24 protein-coding genes, 5 pseudogenes and 1 other annotated feature are annotated in these 21,233 nt (G+C 63.0%); of the genes and pseudogenes, 11 read left to right on the forward strand and 18 right to left on the reverse strand.

Going from position 1 to position 21,233, the window contains the following annotated elements; translation table 11 throughout:
• Positions 1-284 precede the first annotated feature (284 nt).
• From GL284_RS19590 to GL284_RS19610, 5 genes are all read right to left on the reverse strand, one after another.
• The gene (locus GL284_RS19590) at positions 285-755 is read right to left on the reverse strand and encodes a c-type cytochrome (protein ID WP_425274251.1); all 471 of its coding nucleotides are present in this window, start codon (positions 753-755) and stop codon (positions 285-287) included.
• A gap of 54 nt (positions 756-809) precedes the next feature.
• Positions 810-1,229 (reverse strand): c-type cytochrome, encoded by a 420-nt coding sequence (locus GL284_RS19595; protein WP_155046179.1) that lies wholly within the window; start codon positions 1,227-1,229, stop codon positions 810-812.
• Between the two features lie 11 nt (positions 1,230-1,240).
• A complete protein-coding gene (locus GL284_RS19600; protein ID WP_155046163.1) occupies positions 1,241-2,731 on the reverse strand; it encodes a multicopper oxidase family protein in 1,491 nt (496 codons plus the stop codon).
• Positions 2,732-2,799: 68 nt separating this feature from the next.
• Complete coding sequence (locus GL284_RS19605; RefSeq protein ID WP_155046164.1) at positions 2,800-3,177, reverse strand: hypothetical protein; 378 nt, start codon at positions 3,175-3,177, stop codon at positions 2,800-2,802.
• A gap of 75 nt (positions 3,178-3,252) precedes the next feature.
• Positions 3,253-3,690, reverse strand: coding sequence for an Lrp/AsnC family transcriptional regulator (locus tag GL284_RS19610; RefSeq protein WP_155046165.1), 438 nt, complete (start codon positions 3,688-3,690; stop codon positions 3,253-3,255).
• 88 nt (positions 3,691-3,778) lie between these two features.
• Between GL284_RS19610 and GL284_RS19615 the strand changes: the two are divergent.
• From GL284_RS19615 to GL284_RS19625, 3 genes and pseudogenes are all read left to right on the forward strand, one after another.
• A pseudogene (locus tag GL284_RS19615) lies at positions 3,779-3,904 on the forward strand (IS3 family transposase); the annotation flags it as partial.
• 5 nt (positions 3,905-3,909) lie between these two features.
• Positions 3,910-4,041: pseudogene (locus GL284_RS19620) on the forward strand (IS256 family transposase); the annotation flags it as partial.
• 186 nt (positions 4,042-4,227) lie between these two features.
• A complete protein-coding gene (locus GL284_RS19625) occupies positions 4,228-4,620 on the forward strand; it encodes a group III truncated hemoglobin (protein WP_020952701.1) in 393 nt (130 codons plus the stop codon).
• A 124-nt stretch (positions 4,621-4,744) separates the two neighbouring features.
• Here GL284_RS19625 and GL284_RS19630 read toward each other — a convergent pair whose 3' ends face one another.
• A complete protein-coding gene (locus GL284_RS19630) occupies positions 4,745-5,446 on the reverse strand; it encodes a VIT1/CCC1 transporter family protein (protein ID WP_155046166.1) in 702 nt (233 codons plus the stop codon).
• Positions 5,447-5,700: 254 nt separating this feature from the next.
• On the opposite strand from GL284_RS19630, the gene GL284_RS19635 reads away from it, so the two are divergent.
• Together GL284_RS19635 and GL284_RS19640 are read left to right on the forward strand one after the other, a co-directional pair.
• Positions 5,701-7,656, forward strand: a complete 1,956-nt coding sequence (locus tag GL284_RS19635; RefSeq protein WP_155046167.1) for a heavy metal translocating P-type ATPase — start codon at positions 5,701-5,703, stop codon at positions 7,654-7,656.
• The gene (locus tag GL284_RS19640) at positions 7,649-8,101 is read left to right on the forward strand and encodes a universal stress protein (RefSeq protein ID WP_155046168.1); all 453 of its coding nucleotides are present in this window, start codon (positions 7,649-7,651) and stop codon (positions 8,099-8,101) included. Before GL284_RS19635 ends, GL284_RS19640 begins: the two co-directional genes overlap by 8 nt.
• Positions 8,102-8,298: 197 nt before the next feature.
• On the opposite strand, the gene GL284_RS19645 is transcribed toward GL284_RS19640, so the two are convergent.
• The gene (locus GL284_RS19645) at positions 8,299-8,808 is read right to left on the reverse strand and encodes a PhnD/SsuA/transferrin family substrate-binding protein (protein WP_155046169.1); all 510 of its coding nucleotides are present in this window, start codon (positions 8,806-8,808) and stop codon (positions 8,299-8,301) included.
• Between the two features lie 130 nt (positions 8,809-8,938).
• On the opposite strand from GL284_RS19645, the gene GL284_RS19650 reads away from it, so the two are divergent.
• Genes GL284_RS19650 through arsH form a run of 3 tightly spaced genes read left to right on the forward strand, consistent with a single transcriptional unit; the run spans position 8,939 to position 10,991 of the window.
• Entirely contained in the window at positions 8,939-9,262 is a 324-nt protein-coding gene (locus GL284_RS19650; protein ID WP_123130460.1) for an ArsR/SmtB family transcription factor, read from the forward strand.
• Positions 9,259-10,278, forward strand: coding sequence for an ACR3 family arsenite efflux transporter (gene arsB, locus GL284_RS19655; protein WP_123130459.1), 1,020 nt, complete (start codon positions 9,259-9,261; stop codon positions 10,276-10,278). Before GL284_RS19650 ends, arsB begins: the two co-directional genes overlap by 4 nt.
• Positions 10,275-10,991, forward strand: a complete 717-nt coding sequence (gene arsH, locus GL284_RS19660) for an arsenical resistance protein ArsH (RefSeq protein WP_155046170.1) — start codon at positions 10,275-10,277, stop codon at positions 10,989-10,991. Before arsB ends, arsH begins: the two co-directional genes overlap by 4 nt.
• 1 nt (position 10,992) lies before the next feature.
• Here arsH and GL284_RS19665 read toward each other — a convergent pair whose 3' ends face one another.
• The 6 genes from GL284_RS19665 to GL284_RS19690 form a co-directional block, all read right to left on the reverse strand.
• Positions 10,993-11,775: a sulfite exporter TauE/SafE family protein gene (locus tag GL284_RS19665; RefSeq protein WP_155046171.1), complete on the reverse strand. Its 783-nt coding sequence runs from the start codon at positions 11,773-11,775 to the stop codon at positions 10,993-10,995.
• Between the two features lie 190 nt (positions 11,776-11,965).
• Entirely contained in the window at positions 11,966-12,850 is an 885-nt protein-coding gene (locus GL284_RS19670; RefSeq protein WP_155046172.1) for a cation diffusion facilitator family transporter, read from the reverse strand.
• A gap of 4 nt (positions 12,851-12,854) precedes the next feature.
• Entirely contained in the window at positions 12,855-13,256 is a 402-nt protein-coding gene (locus GL284_RS19675; RefSeq protein ID WP_230383192.1) for an OsmC family protein, read from the reverse strand.
• Positions 13,256-13,444 (reverse strand): thioredoxin family protein, encoded by a 189-nt coding sequence (locus GL284_RS19680; RefSeq protein ID WP_155046174.1) that lies wholly within the window; start codon positions 13,442-13,444, stop codon positions 13,256-13,258. Before GL284_RS19680 ends, GL284_RS19675 begins: the two co-directional genes overlap by 1 nt.
• A gap of 14 nt (positions 13,445-13,458) precedes the next feature.
• On the reverse strand, positions 13,459-14,457 hold the full coding sequence (locus GL284_RS19685) for a permease (RefSeq protein WP_155046175.1): 999 nt from the start codon (positions 14,455-14,457) through the stop codon (positions 13,459-13,461).
• Positions 14,454-14,723 carry an ArsR/SmtB family transcription factor gene (locus tag GL284_RS19690; RefSeq protein ID WP_155046176.1) on the reverse strand — a complete coding sequence of 90 codons (270 nt, stop codon included), beginning with the start codon at positions 14,721-14,723 and terminating at the stop codon, positions 14,454-14,456. The genes GL284_RS19685 and GL284_RS19690 overlap by 4 nt, the downstream gene beginning before the upstream one ends.
• A 142-nt stretch (positions 14,724-14,865) precedes the next feature.
• Between GL284_RS19690 and GL284_RS19695 the strand changes: the two genes are divergently transcribed.
• From GL284_RS19695 to arsJ, 3 genes are read left to right on the forward strand one after another with little or no spacing between them, the layout of a single operon-like run.
• A complete protein-coding gene (locus GL284_RS19695; protein ID WP_088234153.1) occupies positions 14,866-15,720 on the forward strand; it encodes a metalloregulator ArsR/SmtB family transcription factor in 855 nt (284 codons plus the stop codon).
• Positions 15,721-15,725: 5 nt separating this feature from the next.
• Positions 15,726-16,733 (forward strand): ArsJ-associated glyceraldehyde-3-phosphate dehydrogenase, encoded by a 1,008-nt coding sequence (locus tag GL284_RS19700; protein ID WP_088234152.1) that lies wholly within the window; start codon positions 15,726-15,728, stop codon positions 16,731-16,733.
• Positions 16,730-18,001 (forward strand): organoarsenical effux MFS transporter ArsJ, encoded by a 1,272-nt coding sequence (arsJ, locus tag GL284_RS19705; RefSeq protein WP_341870515.1) that lies wholly within the window; start codon positions 16,730-16,732, stop codon positions 17,999-18,001. The genes GL284_RS19700 and arsJ overlap by 4 nt, the downstream gene beginning before the upstream one ends.
• On the opposite strand, the gene GL284_RS21655 is transcribed toward arsJ, so the two are convergent.
• The 5 genes and pseudogenes from GL284_RS21655 to GL284_RS21665 all read right to left on the reverse strand — a co-directional run.
• A complete protein-coding gene (locus GL284_RS21655; RefSeq protein WP_230383191.1) occupies positions 17,988-18,605 on the reverse strand; it encodes an MFS transporter in 618 nt (205 codons plus the stop codon). The two genes, arsJ and GL284_RS21655, sit on opposite strands and share 14 nt — an antisense overlap.
• A complete protein-coding gene (locus tag GL284_RS21660; protein WP_230383190.1) occupies positions 18,596-19,033 on the reverse strand; it encodes an MFS transporter in 438 nt (145 codons plus the stop codon). The genes GL284_RS21655 and GL284_RS21660 overlap by 10 nt, the downstream gene beginning before the upstream one ends.
• A gap of 178 nt (positions 19,034-19,211) precedes the next feature.
• Positions 19,212-20,150, reverse strand: a pseudogene (locus GL284_RS19715) (permease); the annotation flags it as partial.
• 36 nt (positions 20,151-20,186) lie between these two features.
• A pseudogene (locus GL284_RS19720) lies at positions 20,187-21,110 on the reverse strand (IS3 family transposase); the annotation flags it as partial.
• Positions 21,018-21,135, reverse strand: a sequence feature (AL1L pseudoknot). It overlaps the preceding pseudogene by 93 nt.
• Positions 21,125-21,233: pseudogene (locus GL284_RS21665) on the reverse strand (IS110 family transposase); the annotation flags it as partial. Its footprint overlaps the feature before it by 11 nt.

Raw genomic sequence — 21,233 nt, forward strand, 5'->3', positions numbered from 1 at the left:
GCCCGCTGGTCAGCGCGATACGCACCGCATCCCTGCGAAATTCATCCGTCCTGCCTGTGCCCATGGTTCATCTCCTTTGCTGCACATTACGTGATCAAAGGAGCGGCACCAAACCGCGACAGGTCCACTGCGGCTGCGTTCAAAGCGGTTCTGATCGCAGAAAAACCAGCGCGGACCGGGGTGAACCGGTCCGCTGTCTCTCTCAAGGCGCGGAAGACGTCCGTACATTTGCTTCGGTCAAATAATTTTGCCGGATTGAAGGCAGTGGAAAAGCACCCGACACTTCATTCGATCCCGTTTTCTCTCTGCACCTCGCGCACATAGGCGATAATATCTGAAACCTCGGCTTCAGAGAGCCCCGGTTGTGGCGGCATGTTCCCGAACCGCCAATGGTGAGCACGCACACCATTGGACACCGCGAGTTGGAACGCATAATCGCCGTGATGAGACGGTTCATAGATGCGATGGATCAGGGGCGGACCAGCATCCGTCCCGGCCCCGTTGACGCCATGACAGGCGGCACAGGTGCTGTCGAAGGCGGTGCCCCCCCGTGCAGCAGCCTCCGAGAATTGGGCCGGCACCCGGACGCCTGTCGCTGTGGCTGCGGTCGGTGCGGTGGTGGCATCCGGTTCGCGGCCTACCCAGAATGTGGCTCCGACTACGGCAAGTATGAGGCCAGAGAGGACCCACGGCATTTTTTGTGACTTCATATCCAGTTTCCGTTTAAGGTTCATTGCGCCGGATTTGCCCGACACAGCCGGGCCCTCGCCGAGACTGATGCGATCTGTTTGCGTCCGACGACCGTCTAGTTATTCAACGCCTGATACCCGGCGCTGATACTTGGCCTCACGCTCTGGCCATGTGCTTTTGATGAATGCCAGCACCGCTTCCATGTCCTCGGGCGTCAGGGCACCCGCGAAGCCTGGCATGTCGCTTTCGTAGCCGTCTCCGACGACAGCGGCGGTGCCGAGCGCGATGATGGAGAGCAGCAAGGCATCGGAATGATGCCAGCTATGCCCGGTCTTATCATGCGGTGGAGCAGGCAGGCGGCCGTTGGCGGCAGGGCTTTGCCAGTCAGGTTGGCCTTCAAGCTGCTGGCCATGGCAGACCGCGCAGTTTGCAGCGTAGACTTCCCGCCCGCGGGATACAGTCGGGTCTGGCCGTGGGTCGGGGGCAAGAAAGACCCCGACCCCGGCCAGAATGCTCAGCAGCGCAGCCCCGCCGATCAGAAGATCACGCCTCACGCTTCGACCGCAAATTCCGTCATCATGCCTGTCGCCAGATGCGGCATGTGGTGGCAATGCAGCATCCAGTTCGCGGCTTCACCGGCATCGACGGCAACAGTCACCATCGACATCGGCGGAACATAGACCGTGTCGCGCCGCGCACCTGCCATGCGTCGCCCATTGATTTCCACGACCTGGAAACTGTGGCCGTGCAAGTGCATCGGGTGACCCATCATCGACATATTGTGGAACATCAACTCGACGCGCTCACCGCTTCTGGCGCCAATCGGGCGATGACCGCCCCACACCGCGCCGTCGATGGTCCAGACATAAGGCTGCATGGTCCCGCCCAGCATCACCATATGGCTGCGATCGACCGACCGGGACGGCAGGGCGTCAAGGGCAAGCAGTTGACCTTCCTGCGCCAGATCGACGTCGAAGGCTGCGGCTTCTGTCTCGCCCATTCCGGCGATCCGGCTGATGCTGGCCCCCGGGGCGGCGAGCACGATGCCGGTGCGCTCGCGTCCACCCTCCCTCAGCGCGAGGATCGGCCAGGCCGCGCTTTCACCGGGCAGATCAAGTTCGATATCCAGACGTTGGCCCATGGCCACGCCAAAGCGGGTTCCCGCGAGCGGCCGGATGTCATGGCCATCGACCGCCACCAGCCGCCCTGCGACAGTGCCCGTGTCAATCCAGAAGACGGTTGCGGCTGCGCCGTTGATGATCCGCAACCTTACCCTGCCACCGCGCTCGACCTGGATGATTTCGGGATCGGCAAGCGTGCGGTCATTGGCCAGATAGGCATCCCAGTCATAGTCGTTGAGATCCATCTCCATACCGGACATGCCACCATGCTGCATGTCCGCCATGGTGCCATGTCCGATGGAACTGTGGTCCATCCCCTGCATTGACGCCGGCGCAGCGCCGCCATGACCCTCTGCGTGACCGCCCCCGTGACTGACTCCATGTCCGCCGGTGATTTCCGCCATGACCTCTTCGGGGGACTTGAACGAGAAATCATGCAGCAGGATCACAACCTCCTGCCTGTCGGCACGGACATCTTCGGGGCGGCGCACGATCAACGGCGCTGCAAGCAACTGCATTTCTTGGATCGGGATATGACTGTGCATCCAGTGGGTTCCTGGCTGCGGCGCAAAGTCGTAACTCCGCTTCTCGCCGGGCGAGAGCGCTGCCATCGGCGCGTCCGGCACCCCGTCCTGTGCATTCGGAGGGATCTGTCCGTGCCAGTGGATCATCGTCGGCACCGGCAGATCGTTGCTCAGATCCACCCTGAAGCGCTCGCCGGGGTTCAGAACAAGGCCTGAGCCCTGCGGCCCGGTCAGGCCAAAGACCGTCGCCGCGCGCCCGTTGATGTCCAGGCTTCGCGTGGTCGCAGAAAGCCCGAGAGCGGTCTCCCCTTGCGCAAAGGCGCGGGAGTTGAATTGAAATGCGGCTGCCATGGCAGCACCTGCGGCAAGGAAGCCGCGTCTGGATACGAAAGGCATGATCTCTCCTCGGGATGTGATCCCGCTTTGCAAGAAAGGGAAAACGGCAGGAATCCCCTGCCGGTCACTCACAGGAGAGAGGAAATGGGAGGGCGACTGTCCTCATCGGGAAGGGTTTCCCGGAAGTCGGTGCCTGGCCCCGAGACGTAAACATCTGTCCTCGGGGAGTACTGCGATACATCGGCCAGAACAGGGAGGAGGACCGAGAGGCCGAGGCATACTGCCTTGCATACGGCCACATCGACAGCGCAGTCGCTTTGGTCCTCACAAATTACTGCAGAATGACCGTCGTCATGCAGTGCAGCGTGCTGGTCGGTGCCACCGGACATGCGGAACTCATGCGCCGCCGCCGCAACGGGTGACAGCACAAGAGTGAGCAAGGTGGCAATAATCATCGTCAGACGAATCATACCATCATGGTAGTTTTCCACTGCCACCTTGTCCATGCGACACTGCCGCCCTGCCGCACACTATAAAGCGAGGAGTCTATGACCGCGTCAGAGCGGCAGTTCAGAGGTGAGCTAGATCTTTTGCATAGGGATGTCGGATTTTACATTCTGAACACCCTTGATCCGGGTCAGATGATCGATCTGGAACTGCCGATAGTCATCGAGATCGCGGGCCACAACGCGCAGTAGAAAGTCGCAATCGCCCGCCATCAGGTGGCACTCGACAATTTGCGGAAGGGCGCTGACGGCATTGGTGAAGTGGTTGACGGTTTCGACATCCTGCCCGGTCAGCCAGACACGGGCGAAGACCGTCATGCCCATCCCGATTTCCGCCGGGTCAAGTACCGCGACGTAGCGCTGAATGACACCAGCTTCTTCTAGCGCCTTGACGCGCCGCAGACAGGGCGAGGGCGAAAGCCCGACCTGGGCTGGCAGTTCGATCTTCTGCATCCGACCATCTTTCTGCAATGCGCGCAGAATACGTCGGTCTGTTTCGTCTAGTCTGGTCATGGAAGAGGCGGCTGCGGGAATCTGAACAGCCGGGATAAGTGGATTTTCCGCGTAACGGCAGCATGATGCAGCGAGCGAGGAGAAGACCATGGCAAGACGACCGCGCCGGAACCACAGCCCGGCTTTCAAGGCGAAAGTGGCGGTAGCCGCGATCAAGGGCGAGAAGACCATGATCGAGCTGGCGCAGGAGTTCGTCGTTCACCTGAACCAGATCAAACGGCCATGGCCTTCAAGCTGATGATGTCGGCCCAGAAGAAATGGCGAAAACTCGACGGCGACCACCGCCTCCCAGAAATCATACAGGGGGTTGAGTTCCGCGACGGCCTCCGTCAACTTCAAACCGCCGCCTGATCAAGCGTCACCAACTTTCGACCATAGCTCAGCGAAAATTCCGCTACACATCGGGCCGCCAAGATCCGATGAATGGATCTGGCACTCTCTGATGTGAGTTCATAATTCTTATGATGGCCGGGCCACGTTAGAAGCCATGCGCAGAGGAAACACTCGTAACACAGAGGCCGGTGAAAGGGGGCCAGTATGAATGCCCGTAGGTTTGACATTACCGCCGAAGAAATCGGCGTGGTGGTCGCGCGCTTTTACGCAGACATTCGCCACCATCCAGTTCTTGGGCCAGTTTTTGCACGGCACGTCACGGATTGGTCAGAGCATGAAAGCAGGATCATGTCTTTCTGGCGTAACGCGATCCTGCGCGAACAGGGCTACGATGGAAACCCCATGTTCGTTCACAAAGAGGCAGGAGACATACGCGCTGAGATGTTTCCAATATGGCTGGACCTCTTTGATAAAGTGCTGGCTGCTAACCTCACAATAGATCAGGCCCGCAATTGGTCAGCCCTCGCGCACCGGATTGGCAAGGGCCTCAGCTATGGGCTTGCGCAGGCTGGCGATCCCCCAAACCTCCGCCGCTGATAGAGAGGCAGCAGTTTCATCAACCAAATCTTCGACAATGCCAGAGCCGTTAAGCCGGGCCCTTTTGAACTCTAAAATACCTTTCCCCAGATCCCCAAGAAGGGGGGATAGCCCCCCTGCCTGCCTAAACCGCGACCCCAAATAGTTTCCCGATAGCGGCGGTCACTGCCATCGCGGCACCGCCCCAGAAGACCACACGCAGTGTTGGTCGCAACAGCCTGGCCCCGCCGGCCCAAGCCCCGAGAGCCCCGAGAACGGCAAGCGCGAGCAGCGTTGTCACAGTAACCACGACGGCGACAGTTTCTGCGGGTGAGACGAGCGCAGCAACCATCGGCACAGCCCCGGCCAAAGTGAACGTGAGCCCAGAGGCAAAGGCAGCCTGTAAGGGATTGGCGCTATGCACCTCAGAAAGGCCGAGTTCATCGCGCACATGGGCCCCAAGCGCGTCAGCTTCGGTCAACTCGCGCGCGACAAGCGCTGCCGTCGCGGGCGAGAGACCTCGGCTCTCCCAGATAGAAGCCAGTTCCGCCTCCTCCTCCGCGGGTGTCTCGCGCAGAGCCTGCGCCTCACGGGCGATGTCAGCACCTTCAATATCCGATTGTGAGCTGACCGAGACATATTCCCCCGCCGCCATGGACATCGCCCCGGCGGCCAATCCCGCGGCGCCTGCGATGAACACCGCCTCTGCGGAAGGATTGGCGACCGCCACGCCCACGATGAGCGCCGAGATCGAGACGATCCCATCGTTGGCGCCGAGCACCGCGGCCCGCAACCAACCGCTGCGGTTGACGAAATGCACTTCTTCATGGGCTGACTGATAGGTCATGGCCGTCCCGCTCCAATTTCATACTGTCGATCTGACCCTGTAGATTCCAGGCCACGCCAAAGCTTCACCGCTCATCCGCGCTCGATGGATTGAAACGCTGACGAGGCCATCGACTTCCTTAAACTTCCGGTAACAATGTAGGGTGAACCAGATCATTGCAATTGATCTGGGTCATAGCCGACGTTGGACGGAATGAATTATCGGCTCCTCATGCGCCGAACCCGCCGCATGCGTGTCAACACAGGAAGCTTCCTATGCCCAGCACCGCCCCTGTAAGTCTTGAAGAACGCCTCATGCTTCCCCTCACGCTCGCGGCGAGTTTCGGCATGGCGGCCGCCTTCTTCGGCACCTTCGTGCTGCCGGGGATCTGGCTCACGGCAGGGCTTGCACTTGTCTATCTTGCGGCCGGGCTTCCGACGGGGCTGCGCGCGCTTGGTGCACTTTTCAAGGACCACGTGCTCGACATCGACCTGTTGATGATCATCGCGGCTTTGGCCGCGCTTGCGGTAGGCGCCCCGCTGGAGGGGGCGGTTCTCCTCACGCTCTTCAGCATTTCGGGCACGCTGGAGCATCGCGCTATGGGCCGCGCCCGCCGCGCGATCGAGGCGCTGATGGCGCTGCGCCCCGAGACTGCACTGCGGCTGAGCGCCACGGGCGCGACAGAGGAAATCCCCGTCGCGGCGCTTCGCGAGGGGGATTTGCTTGTCCTGCGTCCGGGCGCGCGCGTGCCCGTGGATGGCGTGCTTGTCACCGGCGAAGGCACGGTCGACGAGGCGACGATCACCGGAGAGTCGATGCCCGTCTCAAAGGTGCCCGGAGCGAAGCTTTTCGAGGCGACGGTCAACCTCAATTCCGTGCTGACCATGCGCGCAAGCGCCACCGTCGAAAGCAGCACCGTGGCGCGGATGATCGACATGGTGACCGAGGCCCAAGCCGCCCGCGCGCCTTCCGAGACCTTCAGCGCCTGGTTCGGGCAGCGCTACACCGTGGCCGTGCTTTTGGGGGCCATGCTGGCCTTTGTGGTTCTGTGGGGGATGGGGGCTTCCGCCTCCGACGCCCTCTACCGCGCTGCGGTGCTGCTGGTGGCGGCAAGCCCTTGCGCCGTGGTGATCTCGGTGCCCGCCGCCATGCTGTCGGCGCTGGCGGCTGCGGCACGGGGCGGCGTGTTGTTCAAAGGTGGCGCGGCGCTTGAAGCCTTGGCAGAAGTGAAGAGCTTTTCCTTTGACAAAACCGGCACCCTGACCACCGGAGTTGCAGAGGTCACCGACCTCACCTCAGAGATCCCCGAGGGGCGCATGCTGGCGCTGCTCTCGGGTTTGGAGGCGCAGTCCGAGCATCCGATCGCCGCCGCGATCCGGCGCCGGGCAGAGGCCGAGGGGCTTGCCCCCGCCGCCATCCGGGATGTCGTGACCCATCCCAGCGAGGGCATCACCGGAATCGACGAAGAGGGGCCGATCTGGGCCGGAAACCAGCGCATGCTGGAGCGGATGGGGGCGCGGGTCGATACCGCCGGGGCTCAGCGGCTGAAGGCCTCAGCCCAAACCGTCACCTGGATCGGCCGCGGCGCGCAGCTGATCGGTGGTGTTACGGTGGCAGACCGCCCGCGGCCAAGCTCTGCCGCTGGGCTTTCGCAACTGCGTGCGGCGGGGGTGGCGCATCTGGCCCTGATGACCGGGGATCGCCGCCCGGTCGCCGAGCGGATCGGGCGGGAGCTTGGCTTTTCAGATGCGGAAATCAACGCCGAGCTCTTGCCTGAGGACAAAGTGAGGCTGGTTGCCGCGCTTGCGGAAAAAGGCCGAACGGCCTTCGTCGGCGACGGGGTGAATGATGCCGCAGCCCTTGCCCGGGCGGATGTCGGCGTCGCTATGGGGGTCGCGGGCAGCGAGGTGGCGCTGCAGGCCGCGGATGTCGCCCTGCTGTCCGAGGACATGAAGCGCCTTGCCGCCGCGCGGAAGCTCGCTTTGCGCACACGCCGGATCATCGGGCAGAACCTTGGCTTTGCTCTGGCGATGATGGTGCTTTTGGTGATCTCAGCGCTCTTCTTCGACCTACCCTTGCCGCTTGCCGTCATCGGTCATGAGGGGGGCACCGTTCTCGTGGTCCTAAACGGCTTACGGCTCCTTGCTGATCCGATCCGCAATGATCTCGGTGCGGCGCGAAAAGCGCCCTCGCATCCCTCCTCCCAACCTCAAGAGGTTTCTCATGTATAAGCACATCCTTATCACCACCGATGGCTCTGAGAACGCGGGGCTTGGCCTTGAGCATGGCCTTACATTGGCATCCTGCATCGGCGCTGCGGTAACGATCCTGACAGTGACGCCACCCTTTCCGATTGTAGCAGCGGCGATGGGGGCCGGGTCATACACGCCGGTGGCGGTGCTTGAGGGCTATGATCAGGCGCAGCGTGAAACGGCCGAGCGGATCCTTGAGGCCGCCGCAGAGCGTGCGAGACATGCGGGCGTTTCTGCAACCGCCCTGCATGTGCCTGATGCCACGCCTGCTGATACTATCTTAGAGCGCGCCGAGGCACTCGGTTGCGATCTCATCAGTATGGCCTCTCACGGGCGGCGCGGGCTGAAGCGGATGCTACTTGGCAGTCAGGCAACGGAGGTTGTCACCCGTTCCGCAATCCCCGTCCTGGTCGTGCGGGCCTGATACCCCTCGGCCCGCTGCGAAGCGGGCCGGGCCGAATACAGAAGGTTGGGATGACCCGAACACCTGCAGAATTCTGGCGAGAGCAATAGATTTTCCTTCCTTTCGGGGGGAAAGAGAGGTCGCATGGAGCTCTGAAGCCTGCGGAAAAGCAAATGAGCGATGCGTGGCTATCAGATGCGATGCGTGGCTATCAGATGCTACGAGCCCGCATGGTGTTCGCGGTAAGGCCAAGTCAACGCCGCGAGGTCAGACGCAGTGACGAGGAAACCGGAGTTGCTGTCGGGGTCCGAAAAGGCGTGAGCGCCGCCACGCAGGTCCGATAGCGCGGTCGCGGGATCATCCTGGGCGACGATGAGATAGGACTGGTAAAGCGGCTGCCCTCGCCAGACGGATACGCCGAGCAGCGAAAGTTCGGTCTTGTGCTGAAGATGGGGATAGCCGCATGTCCAGGCGGCATCCACGGAGCCGTCGAGAAGCGCGCCCGAGATCTCCTGATACGTCCGTCTCTGGATGAGCTCGATGTCTTGGCCCATGCCTTCGGCCAAAGCAGCGCGAAGGGCAGAAATGACTGCCGCGTCGTTGTCGAGAAAGACTGGCGTCAGAGCAAATCTGAAGGGTGCCGGGCCCTGGGCCCAGCCTCGAGTCACGACGAAGGGCGCGGCCGCGGCCGCCAGCCCCATCAGCAAAGCGCGACGCCTGCTTTTCATCCTTTTCCTCCCGGGGCGCGTCTCCCGCGCGCCGCCTACGATCTCAAGCGCCACAAACTTGCTTGTCCAATGGCGGATGAAATCGTAAATCGACGATATACGGAATCTTGGCAGTTTGGAAAGCGCGCAGATGGCAACGGACGAGACAACGACGGCCGCCTTGGCAAAGGCCCTCGCACATCCGGCGCGGATCCGGATCCTACGATTGCTTCAGGCCACGCCAGGCTGCATCGGAGGCGATATCGTGGGCGCAGTCGGCCTTGCTCAGTCAACAGTGTCGGAACACCTCCGTATCCTCAAGTCCGCGGGCGTGATCACTGGCGAGATCGACGGACCCCGGATTTGCTATGCGCTGAACCCGGCGTCATTGGCACCGCTCGCCGATTTGATCATGGGTCTCACACCTCCGCCCGAAGGGGCCTGCTGCATTCCTGGAAAGAAGAAATCTGCATGAGCCTGTTCGAACGCTGGCTGACCCTCTGGGTCGCCCTTTGCATCCTCGTGGGGCTTGTGCTTGGCAACCTTATGCCCGGCCTGTTCACTGCGCTCGCAGGGCTGGAATATGCCTCGGTCAATTTGGTCGTGGCCGTGCTGATCTGGGCAATGGTCTATCCGATGATGATCGCCATCGACTTCGGTTCGCTGAAGGATGTGGGGCGGCGACCGAAGGGCCTCATCATCACGCTGGTCATCAACTGGCTGATCAAGCCCTTTACGATGGCCGCGCTGGCGGTGCTGTTCTTCAACCACCTGTTCGCGGGGCTGATCGATCCGACCAAGGCACCGGAATACATCGCGGGGCTTATCCTGCTGGGTGCCGCGCCCTGCACGGCGATGGTCTTCGTCTGGTCGCAGCTGACCAAGGGCGATCCGAACTACACGCTGGTGCAGGTCAGCGTGAACGACCTGATCATGGTCGTGGCCTTCGCGCCGATCGTCGCCTTCTTGTTGGGCGTTACCGACATCTCGGTGCCATGGGAGACGCTGATCCTGTCGGTCGTGCTCTACATCGTGATCCCGCTGATCGCCGGGGCACTGACACGGCGAGCCTTGATGGCGCGCGGGGGTGAAGTGGCGGTGTCGGACTTCACGGCGCGGATCAAGCCCGCCTCGGTCTTCGGCCTCTTGCTGACCGTTGTGCTGCTCTTCGGCTTCCAGGGCCAAGTGATCATCGCGCAGCCTCTGCTGATCGCGCTCATTGCCGTGCCGATCATCATCCAGTCCTATGGCATCTTCGCACTCGGCTATGCCTGGGCCTTTGCTTGGAAGCTGCCCCACAAGGTGGCAGCCCCCTGCGCCCTGATCGGCACGTCGAACTTCTTCGAACTGGCGGTGGCTGTGGCCATCGGCCTCTTTGGTCTGAACTCGGGCGCCGCGCTCGCCACGGTCGTGGGCGTGCTGGTCGAGGTGCCGGTGATGCTGACGCTGGTCGCCTTCGCTAACCGCACACGCAACAGGTTTCCTTCATGACCGATACACCCAACATAGACGACGCACTGTTCCCCGGCATCGACGGCAATCGGCTTTTATCTCCTCCAATCGCCGCCCACCCTCCGAAGATCCTGATATTATACGGCTCGCTGCGCACCCGCAGCTTTTCAAGGCTGGCAGCCGAGGAGGCGGCCAGGATCCTGACCCGGCTTGGAGCCGAGGTGCGTTTCTTCAATCCCTCTGGCCTTCCGCTGGTCGATGACGGGGTCGATGCGACCCACCCGAAGGTGCGGGAGCTGCGCAATCTTGCATCCTGGTGCGAGGGGATGGTCTGGTCGTCGCCAGAGCGCCACGGCACCATGACCGGGCTGATGAAGACGCAGATCGACTGGATCCCGCTCTCCGACGGCGCGGTGCGGCCGACGCAGGGCAAGACGCTGGCCATCATGCAAGTCTCGGGCGGATCGCAGAGCTTCAACGCGGTGAACCAGATGCGCGTCCTTGGCCGCTGGATGCGGATGCTGACGATCCCCAACCAGTCCTCGATCCCGAAGGCGTTTCAGGAGTTCGACGAATACGGGCGGATGCGTCCGTCGTCCCTGTATGACCGGATCGTGGACGTGATGGAGGAACTGATGAAGTTCACCCTGCTGACGCGCGACCGGGCTGACTACCTTGTGGACCGCTATTCCGAACGCAAGGAATCCGCCGAGGCCTTGATGAAGCGTGTGAATCTGTCTGCCGCGACCTGACTCAGCCGTGACGCCATACTTTGACCGAGGATACCAGCAGGATGGAGACCAGCACCGGCAGCAGCACGACCTCGGACACGATCCCCAGAAGCTGGCCGCCGATAGCGACGCCGATCACTGACCCCAAGGCCATGAACAGCACGAAGCCCTGATTGCGCGCTAGAACCGTGAAGCTGTCGTCGCGACTGTATCGGGCGAACCCGACCAGCATGGTGGGCAGGCTGATCGCCAGCGACAGGCTGCCTGCGAGTTTCAGGTCGATCCCGAACAGAAGGACCAGCGTGGGGATCAGCAATTCACCCCCCGCGACGCCCATCAGTGAAGCCACGATGTCGATGCCGAACCCTGCGACAAGGCCCGCGACGATCTGCGCAGGTCCGGTGATAAGGGCAGCGGGCGCAAGGCTCATGCTGTGGCTGAGCGCCAGGACTGCCGCGATCAGCACCAGAAGCCCGGCCAGTACTCGATAAAGGGTACGGGACTTCATCCGCACGGCCAGCCCCGCGCCGATCCATGCGCCAAGAAGGCTTCCCGCCAGTAGGTTCAGGATGATCGGCCATTCGGCCAGCACCTGATCAAGGGGCACGGTCCCCGCCCGGAACGGCAGCGCTGTGGCCACCACGATCAGACTGGTCGCCTTGTTCAGGATCACCGCATCAAGGGCTGCAAATCCGAACATGCCGATCAAGAGCGGAAGACGGAACTCTGCCCCGCCAAGCCCGATCAGCCCGCCAACAATGCCTCCGATCGCGCCAGCCAATACAATCCGCGGCCATCCGACCATGCCTGCCCCCAAATGAACCTGTCACACCTTGCGGCGCAGGCTTCCCTCCAGCGGCACGGCTCATGACAGGGTGTTCGAGATGGTCCAGTATTTCAAGATGTTGCGGTGAGAAAGGCCCAGCCGATATTTCGACCGCTAGGAATTCGCTGAGGCCCTGATGAAGCGGGTGAACCCTTCGACCGCGACAGAATCAAGCCGCCCTGTCGCAGGGGCGGCGCTCTAGTTGCAGCGTGACATTGGCGATGCCATGCGCCTCGGCCAAGGCATCGGTCACCCGGTCGATGAAGGCGTCGGGGTCGGCCCCCTGCCAGACCAGATGCACAGCCAGCGCGGTGCGCATCGTGGACAGCGGCCAGATGTGCAGGTCGTGCAGGCCCTGCACGCCATCCTGTCTCTCCAGCCAGTCTGCAATGGCAGCACGATCAATCTCGAACGGCACACCATCAAGGCTCATGTGCAGCGCCTCGCGGAATAATCCGGCGGCGGTAACGGCGATCAGCAGGCTGACCGCGATGGCCACGGCGGGGTCAAGCCAATCCCAGCCAGTGACCATGATTCCCACCGCCGCCAGAACAACCGCGCCCGAAACCGCTGCATCTGCCGCCATGTGCAGGAACGCGCCCTTCGCGTTCAGATCGCCCTTGCGTGAAGACATGAACAAGAGCGCAGAGCCCGTGTTCACCCCGATCCCGACCAGCGCGACCAGCATCACCGTCAGGCCGGGCACGGCGACTGGGTCAGAAAGCCGCTGCACCGCCTCCCACGTCACCGCACCGACACCCACCAGAATGGCGATGGCGTTGAACAGCGCGGCAAGGATCGTGGCCCGCCCCAGACCCCAGGTATGCCGTGCCGTCACCGCCCGCTTGGCCAGCACCGCTGCCCCCCAGGCGATCAGCAGACCGTCTACGTCGGTCAGGTTGTGCTCGGCATCCGCCAGCAGGGCCAGCGATCCGGTGATCCAGCCCGCTGCACCTTCCACGATCACGTAGCCCGTGTTCAGGCCTACGGCCCAGCGGAACGCGGGGCCAAGGTCCGTGGGCGGGCGATGATCTTGGGTGTGGTCGTGGGCCATGATGTCAGACCTTCCGGGTCATCGTCCCTTCCATCGGCACTGCGCCGGACAGCGTGTTCGAGATCGTGCCGTATTTGAGGATGTTGCGATGAAGAAGGTCCAGCCGCTGGTCCGTCTCGGCACTGTCGACTGTAATCTCATAGCGGATCAGCGTCAGCTTGGGCGGGGCGTCCTGCCGGATCGCCTCCAGCGCAATCTCTGCGCCATTAATCTGGAAGTTAAGCATCGGCGTCACCCGCTCGATACCCTTCAGCATGCAAGCGGCCAGCGCCGCCAGCAGCAATTCCACGGGGTTCATCGCATCGCGCCGCCCCGCCAAATCGGTGTCGAGCGTGACTTCGGCCTCCTTGGCCACGGCGAGGCTCCCATGCGCATCGATCCGGCGGGCGTGGACGCGATATTCCATCAAATGAGCCGTCCGATTTCTTCCACCACCAGCCCCGGCGTCGACATCACCCCATAGGCGGCGATTTCAGCGAAATCGGTGACCTTAACGATCTCGGCCTGCTTGCCCGCAGCCGCCGCAGCGGCTTTGGCGTTTTCGCCCAAGGTGACGCATTTCTTGCAGCCCGAGCCAAGTATCTTGATGATCATGATGCGGTCCTTTCTCAGACGAACCAGTTGGAAATCGGGTTGAAGATCAGCCCGATGGACAGGATGCCAAGGGTGACGACGCCGGTGAAGGTGACGAGGAGCGGCATCTTCACCACCCGCTTGAGCATGATGAGCGAGGGCAACGACAGGGCCGTCACCGCCATCATGAAGGCCAGCACCGTGCCAAGACCCACGCCCTTGCCGACCAGCGCCTCGGCGATCGGCAAGGTGCCGAAGATATCGGCATACATGGGGATGCCCACCAGCACCGCCACGGGGACCGACCACCACTTGTCTTGCCCGAGCATGGCCGAAATGACGTCTGCGGGCACCCAGTTGTGGATCGCGGCACCAATGCCCACACCGACAAGCACATAGGGCCAAACCCGATGGACAATCTCCATCACCTGATCGCGCGCATAGGCCAAGCGTTCGCCCCGCGTCATGGTCGCCACCTCGCCCGAGACAGGGACCGTGCGGACGAAATCCGCGACCTGACCCTCCATACCCAAGCGTCCGATGATCGTCCCGCCCACGATGGCTACCACCAGCCCGACCGCCACATAGGCGAGGGCGATGGGCCAGCTGAAGATCGAGGCCAGCAGGATGACCGAGGCCAGATCCACCAGCGGCGAGGAGATCAGGAAAGAGAACGTCACTGCCAGAGGCAGGCCCGCGGCGGTGAAGCCGATGAACAAGGGGATTGACGAACAGGAACAGAAGGGCGTCAGCGTGCCCAGAAGGGCCGCGAGCGTATTGGCGCCAAGGCCGGACCGTCCGCCCAGCATGGCGCGCGTGCGTTCGGGCGGAAAATGGCTTTGCACATAGGAGATCGCAAAGATCAGCACCGAGAGCAGGATGAAGATCTTGATCACGTCATAGACGAAGAACTGCACCGACCCGCCAATGCGCGAGGCGGGGTCCAGCCCGACGGCCGCCACGCCCGCGCCGACCAGATCGTTGAGCCAGGTCATCTGCAGCAGTTGGTCGTTCAGCCAGCCAAACACGCTCATGCTGCCCGTTCCGTGACCATGATTGGCCGCTCGAGCGCAGCTTCGACCAGACGGGCGAGGGATGGCGAAAGTTCCGGGCTGATCCGGTAGCGCACCCATTGCGCGTCGCGACGGTCCAGCACCTGCATGTGCCGCGACATCCGGCTTTGGGTGGCTCCCAGCTTTCGCATCAGCTCGCAGACACAGTGTTCCGACCCATCCGCCAGCAAGCGCATGGCTTCAAGACGGGTCGGTTCGGCAAGGGCAGACAGAACGGCTAGGATCATCGGCGGCGCTCCACTTCATGCGCATCTGCGCATGGGCGGGCGATCACTGCCGTGATCTGGATCAATCAGCGCAGGTGCCTGAGCGTCTGATGTCATGAAACCTTCATTGGACGCAGTTTTATATTTCCGTTAATCGGGAAATATGGAACAGAATCGCGCCATCCACGCTTTCGCCACGCTCGGCCACCCCGGCCGGATGGCGGTCTTCCGCTTGCTGATGCGCTTTGCGCCGCAAGGCGTGCGGCCGACCGAGATCGCCGAGGCTTTGGGTCTGAAACAGAACACGCTGTCGCATCACCTCGCTGACCTTGCGGCGTCGGGTCTTGTCCAGGTCACACGGGCCGGTCGGTCGCTCTACTACGCTGTCGATCTCGACACGACGGAAGGATTGATCGGCTACCTCGCCCTCGATGTGGGCCGTGCGCGGCCCGATCTCCTTGCCCCCTTGCTCTCCGCCCCAAAGGACGCCACCCAAATGGACCCGAATATCCCCGACACCGACTTCGACGTGCTTTTCATCTGTTCGGGCAATTCTGCCCGTTCGATCTTTGCTGAAGCGCTTCTGCGCGATCTGGGCAAGGGCAAGTTTCAGGCTTTCTCTGCTGGCACTCGGCCCAACAGCGAATTGAACCCCTTCGCTTTGGAAATCCTGAAGCGAAACGGACATGACATCGCCGGTCTGCGGTCCAAGCATATTTCGGAGTTCCAGCAGCCGGGCAGCATCGTGATGGATTTCGTCTTCACCGTCTGCGACACGGCAGCGGCCGAGGAATGCCCGCCCTGGCCCGGCCAGCCCATCACTGGCCATTGGGGTTTGCCCGACCCGGTGAAAGCAACAGGAACAGATGCAGAGAAGGCTCTGGTTTTCGCCCAGACCTACGCGGCGTTGCGCCGGCGGATCATGACTTTCGTCGAGCTGCCATTCGAGTCGCTGAGCCGGATGTCCCTCCAATCCCGTGTCGACTCTATCGGCACTGACGCACACGCAAAGGCCTGATCTTCATGACCCGTATCGCTCTTAACGGCCTAGGCCGGATCGGAAAGCTTGTCCTGCGAGATTTGATCGATACCGGCGCGGGTGGCGAGATCGTTCTCCTGAACGATCCCGTCGGCGATGCTGATCAGCATGCGCTGCTGATGGAATTCGACAGCGTCCATGGCCGCTGGCGCACGCCGGTCGCGGCAGGCGATGGCGCACTGATCCTGAACGGCCAGACCATCCGTCTGACGCATGAAAAGACCATCGAAGCGCTGCCCTTGGCGGAACTGGGCGTCGATCTGGTGATCGACTGCACGGGCGTCTTCAAGACAGCCGCGAAGGTGGCGCCCTACTACGCCGCAGGGGCGAAGAAGGTGGTCGTTTCGGCCCCGGTCAAGGATGGGGGCGCGCTGAACCTCGTCTATGGGGTGAACCATCGCCTTTATGACGGCACGCAGACCCTTGTGACCGCCGCGTCTTGCACGACGAACTGCCTTGCACCGGTGGTCAAGGTTATCCACGAAAGTCTTGGGATCCGGCACGGGTCGATTACCACGATCCATGATGTGACCAACACCCAGACCATCGTGGATCGTCCGGCCAAGGACATGCGCCGCGCGCGGTCGGCGCTGATGAACCTCATCCCGACGACAACGGGCAGCGCCACGGCAATCACGCTGATCTATCCCGAACTCAAGGGCCGCCTGAACGGCCATGCCGTGCGCGTCCCGCTCTTGAATGCGTCCCTCACGGATTGCGTGTTCGAGGTGGAGCGGGCGACCACGGCCGAGGAGGTAAATGCCCTGTTCGCCGCCGCGGCTGACGGGCCGTTGAAGGGGATCCTTGGGTTCGAAACCCGTCCTTTGGTGTCCTGCGACTTCACCAACGATCCGCGCTCCTCCATCGTCGATGGGCCGTCCACCATGGTCATCAATGGCACCCAAGTGAAGATCTACGCCTGGTATGACAATGAATGGGGCTATGCCTGCCGACTTGCAGATATCGCGCGGATGGTCGCAGGCTCGCTGTGACGGACGCCGCAAGCCCCGTCGCCCCGCCGCCGAATCCTCTCCGCGCCTATGCCGCCGTGACAGCGGCTTACTGGGCCTTCATGCTGTCGGACGGCGCGCTGCGGATGCTGGTGCTTTTGCACTTCAACAGCCTAGGCTTCACGCCGATCCAGCTTGCCTGGCTGTTCCTGCTCTACGAAGTCGCGGGCATCGTCACCAACCTGGCTGCGGGCTGGCTGGCGGCGCGCTTTGGCTTGGCGGCCACGCTTTACGGCGGGCTCGCGTTGCAGATCGGGGCTTTGGTGGCACTGGCACAGCTTGATCCGACATGGGGTGTCGCCGCATCGGTCGCCTTCGTGATGGCCGTTCAGGGCGTGTCGGGCGTGGCCAAGGACCTTGCCAAGATGTCCTCGAAATCCGCTGTCAAGCTTATAGCCCCCAAAGAGGACGGCGGATTGTTCCGCTGGGTGGCGCTCCTTACAGGGTCGAAGAACGCGGTAAAGGGGCTGGGCTTCTTCCTCGGCGCGGCGCTGCTCGCGCTGGCGGGATTTCAGGCGGCGGTCTGGGGCATGGCGGCCGTGCTGGCGGTGATCCTGATCGCCGTAGTGCTGTTTCTGCCCGCAGGCCTGCCAGGGCGGATGAAATCCGAAGAGGCCTGGGGTGGCTTGCGGTCAAAGGACCCGCGCGTGAATCGGCTTTCGCTGGCACGTATGTTCCTGTTCGGCGCCCGCGACGTGTGGTTCGTGGTCGGCATCCCGGTCTATTTCCAAGCGGTCCTGTCCGATGGCACACCCGAAGGCCGGCGAGAGGCATTCTTTCTTATCGGCAGTTTCCTCGCGCTCTGGATCATCGCCTACGGCGCAGTGCAGGCCTTTGCCCCCCGACTTTTGGGTGGCAAGGGTCAGCCCGAGGCCGAGACCACCCGAAAGGCGATCCTTTGGGCAGGGCTGCTCGTCCCGATCCCGTTTGCTCTTGCTGCAGCAACCTGGGTAGCCGGCGACCCAGCGGAATGGCTGACGGCGACGCTCATAGGGGGACTTTTGGTTTTCGGCTTCGTCTTCGCAATCAACTCTTCGGTTCATTCCTATCTGATCCTGGCTTTCGGATCGGCAGAAAGGATCACACGGGACGTGGGGTTCTACTACATGGCCAATGCGGCGGGTCGGCTGATCGGCACGCTGCTCTCGGGCCTCAGCTACCAGTTCGGTGGGCTTACGGCGTGCCTCGCCACGGCCGGCCTGATGGCTTTGGCCAGTTGGCTGGCCGCCCGGCGGCTTAGGTCCGTCTGAGCACGAGCAGCGCAATCGTTGCCAGCAGACCAACTGCTGCAGTCAACCAGATGGCGTGCAGGCCCCATGCTGTCAGGGCAGCGCCAACGATCAGCGGGGCGGCCGCCTGCAAGATGCGGGCGGGCGCGTTGAGCCAGCCGATCCGACGCCCGTATCCCGCTGGTCCAAACAGAGCGAGCGGCAGTGTTCCCTTGGCAATGGTCAGGATGCCGTTCCCCGCCCCGTGCAGGAGCGTGAAGGCATAGGCCGCAGGCGCGCCAAAGCCCACCAGCGCCACCGCCGCAACCGGATGCGCCGCCGCGGCAATCCGCGTCGAAATCAGGGGATGCACCCTGCGCAACAGCCCGAACTCCAGGACCCGGGCCGCGACCTGCGCCGGGCCAATCAGCGCGCCTGCCGCGATAGCGACCGCCGTGCTCGCCCCTGCGGCTTGAAGCAACCCCGGCAGGTGCGCGGCCATAGCGGTCGAGTTGAACCAGGTCGCGGCGAAGACGAAGGCCAGCAGCCAGAGCGCAATTCGGGATGGCGGCGGCCCCTCTTCGACGGGGGCCGCCTCTGCGGTGACCGTCCTGGTGCCCTTGGGCAGCCATGCGTTCAGCGGCAAGGCCCGGCCAGGTGGATTAGGGCCCAGCCGATGCAGGCCTCGCGCCAGCCCCAGGTCGCCAGCATCAGCCCCGACAGTGGCCAGCCCACGGTGCTCGCGAACCCGGCGATCAGGGTGATGCCGGTGATCGGGCCGCGCGCGTCCTTGCCGTAGATCCCGGCCAGCGTGGCAAACCCCGCCTCGTAAAGCCCGATCCCCATGCCCAGCCCGATGACAGCCCAGCCCGCAAAAAGGACGAGGGGCGACGGTGCCACGGCGAGCAACCCGAGACCCGCCGCAAAGACAAGGTTCGACAGCATCAGCACACCGCGCCCACCAAAGCCGTCGATGCGCGCTCCTGCCCAGGGCCCGACCATAGCCGAAACCACCATCGCCATGGAATACGCACCGAACACCCAGACCGGCGAGAGGCCGAGGTCTTCGGCCATGGGCACAGCCAGAACGGCGGGGATATAGTAGCTCGAAGCCCAGCTGACGGTGAGGGAAGAGCCGAGGGCAGCGACAATCAGTCCTCGCCGCACCGGAGACAGTCTTGGGATCATGATGAGGCTTCGATCTGGAAGGGAGCGGCGAGACAACGCGCCTCGCCGCTGGTGTTCATGCCACCTACGTCCAGAGCTGGAACAGCAGCCCCGATGCGAAAGCACCAATCAGGGACAGGCCGATATAGACCGCAAAGACCTGTGGTCGCGCCAGCGCCCAGACCGACATGGCCGCGGGGATCGAGGTGACGCCACCCGCGACGAGAAAAGCCATTCCTGCCCCCGGCGCCATGCCCTGCTCGATCAGCCCACCGACCAGCGGCAGCGCGGCGTAGCCGTTGAGATAGGCGGGCACGCCCACCAGCGTTGCGGTCACAATGGGCATGAGGCCCTCGCCCCCGAGCACGGCGGCTACGGTTTCTGCCGGGATCCACGCCAGCATCAGGCTCTCGAGAATGAAGGCCAACGTCAGCCACTTGGCGAGGAACAGCGTGGTGGTCAGCGCCGTCTTGCCGAACTTCGCCCGGCGGTCAGGGTCGGCCCAGAACCGCCAGACCACTGGCTTCGACGCGCGGATCTTCGCGCCGCCGCAGCCGCCGTTGCCGATGCCATCGCGCAGCGGATCGGCAAAGGCGCCGCTCTTCATCATCAGGTGCACCACCGTGCCGCCGAACACGCCCAGCCCGAGGGCAGCGAGGGTCTTGGCCACCGCAAATTCGAGGTCCAGCACGCCCGCCGTCAGCACGAAAATCGACGGGTCCATGATCGGCGAGGCAAGCCAGAAGGCCATCACCGCCGAGAGCGGCACGCCCACCGCCAGAAGTGCGGCGATCAGCGGGATCACCCCGCAGGAGCAGAAGGGCGAGATGCCCCCCGCCAGCGCGCCCAGCCCGATCATCAGCAGCGGCGCGCCGGTGAAGGCCTTGGCGATCAGGTTGTCAGCCCCAGTCGCATTGGACCAGGCAGCGATGGCGATCGACAGGATCAGGAACGGCGCCGTGTTCAGGAGCGCGGTGCCCGCGAAGAGCGCGCTATCGGCGGCTTGGGACGCGTCGAAGACTGAACCGCGCCGGGTTTGCCGGAGGCTGCTTTCGTTTAGTTACGCGGCCATTGGTTCAGTTTCCAGAGCTGCATAGAAGTTTGCTTCGGCTTCGGCAGGCGGGATGTTCCCGATCGGTTCGAGTAGGCGGCGGTTGTTGAACCAGTCCACCCATTCGAGGGTTGCGTATTCCACGGCCTGGAAGCTGCGCCATGGTCCGCGGCGGTGGATGACCTCGGCCTTGAACAGCCCGTTGATCGTCTCGGCCAGCGCATTGTCGTAGCTGTCGCCGACGCTGCCCACCGAGGGTTCGATGCCGGCCTCGGCCAGCCGTTCGCTGTAGCGAATGGACAGGTATTGGGACCCGCGGTCGCTATGATGAACCAACCCCATGCCCTTGCCGGGGCGGCGATCATGCACCGCCTGTTCCAGAGCATCGAGAACGAACCCTGCATGCGCGGAGCTGCTGACGCGCCAGCCAACGATCTTGCGGGCATAGGCATCGATGACGAAGGCGACATAGACGAAACCTTTCCAGGTTGCGACATATGTGAAATCCGAGACCCACAGCATGTTCGGCGCAGGCACACGGAACTGGCGGTTCACCTTTTCCAGCGGACACGGCGCCTTCTTGTCCTGGGTCGTCGTCCGATGCGGCTTGCCCCTGATAATGCCTTGAATACCCATGCTCTTCATTAGCCGTTGCACAGTGCATCGGGCGACATCGAAACCTTCGCGGCCCAGCTGCCGCCAAACCTTTCGGACGCCATAGACTCGCCAGTTCTCTTCGAAGACACGCAGGATCTCGGGGCGCAGCGCTTCGTCCTGACGTGCCCGATCAGACAGCCGAGACGGATCGGCCCGCTTCGCCAGATGATCATAGTAGGTGGACGGGGCGATCGGCAGCATGTTGCAGATCGGCTCGACCCCGTGCGCATCCCGATGCGCATCGATGAAACCCACCATCACTTCGATCGGCGGTCGAGTATCCGTCTTGGTCAAGGGCGTTCAGGCAGCCAATCTCGCCTCTCGCGAAGCAAAGTGTTCGCAAGGATGATGATGCGCCGCATGATAGCGGTAATGGCCACTTTCTTCGCCTTGCCGGCT

It is taken from the genome of Paracoccus shanxieyensis (assembly GCF_009711265.1).
In the GTDB taxonomy this organism is placed as follows: domain Bacteria; phylum Pseudomonadota; class Alphaproteobacteria; order Rhodobacterales; family Rhodobacteraceae; genus Paracoccus; species Paracoccus shanxieyensis.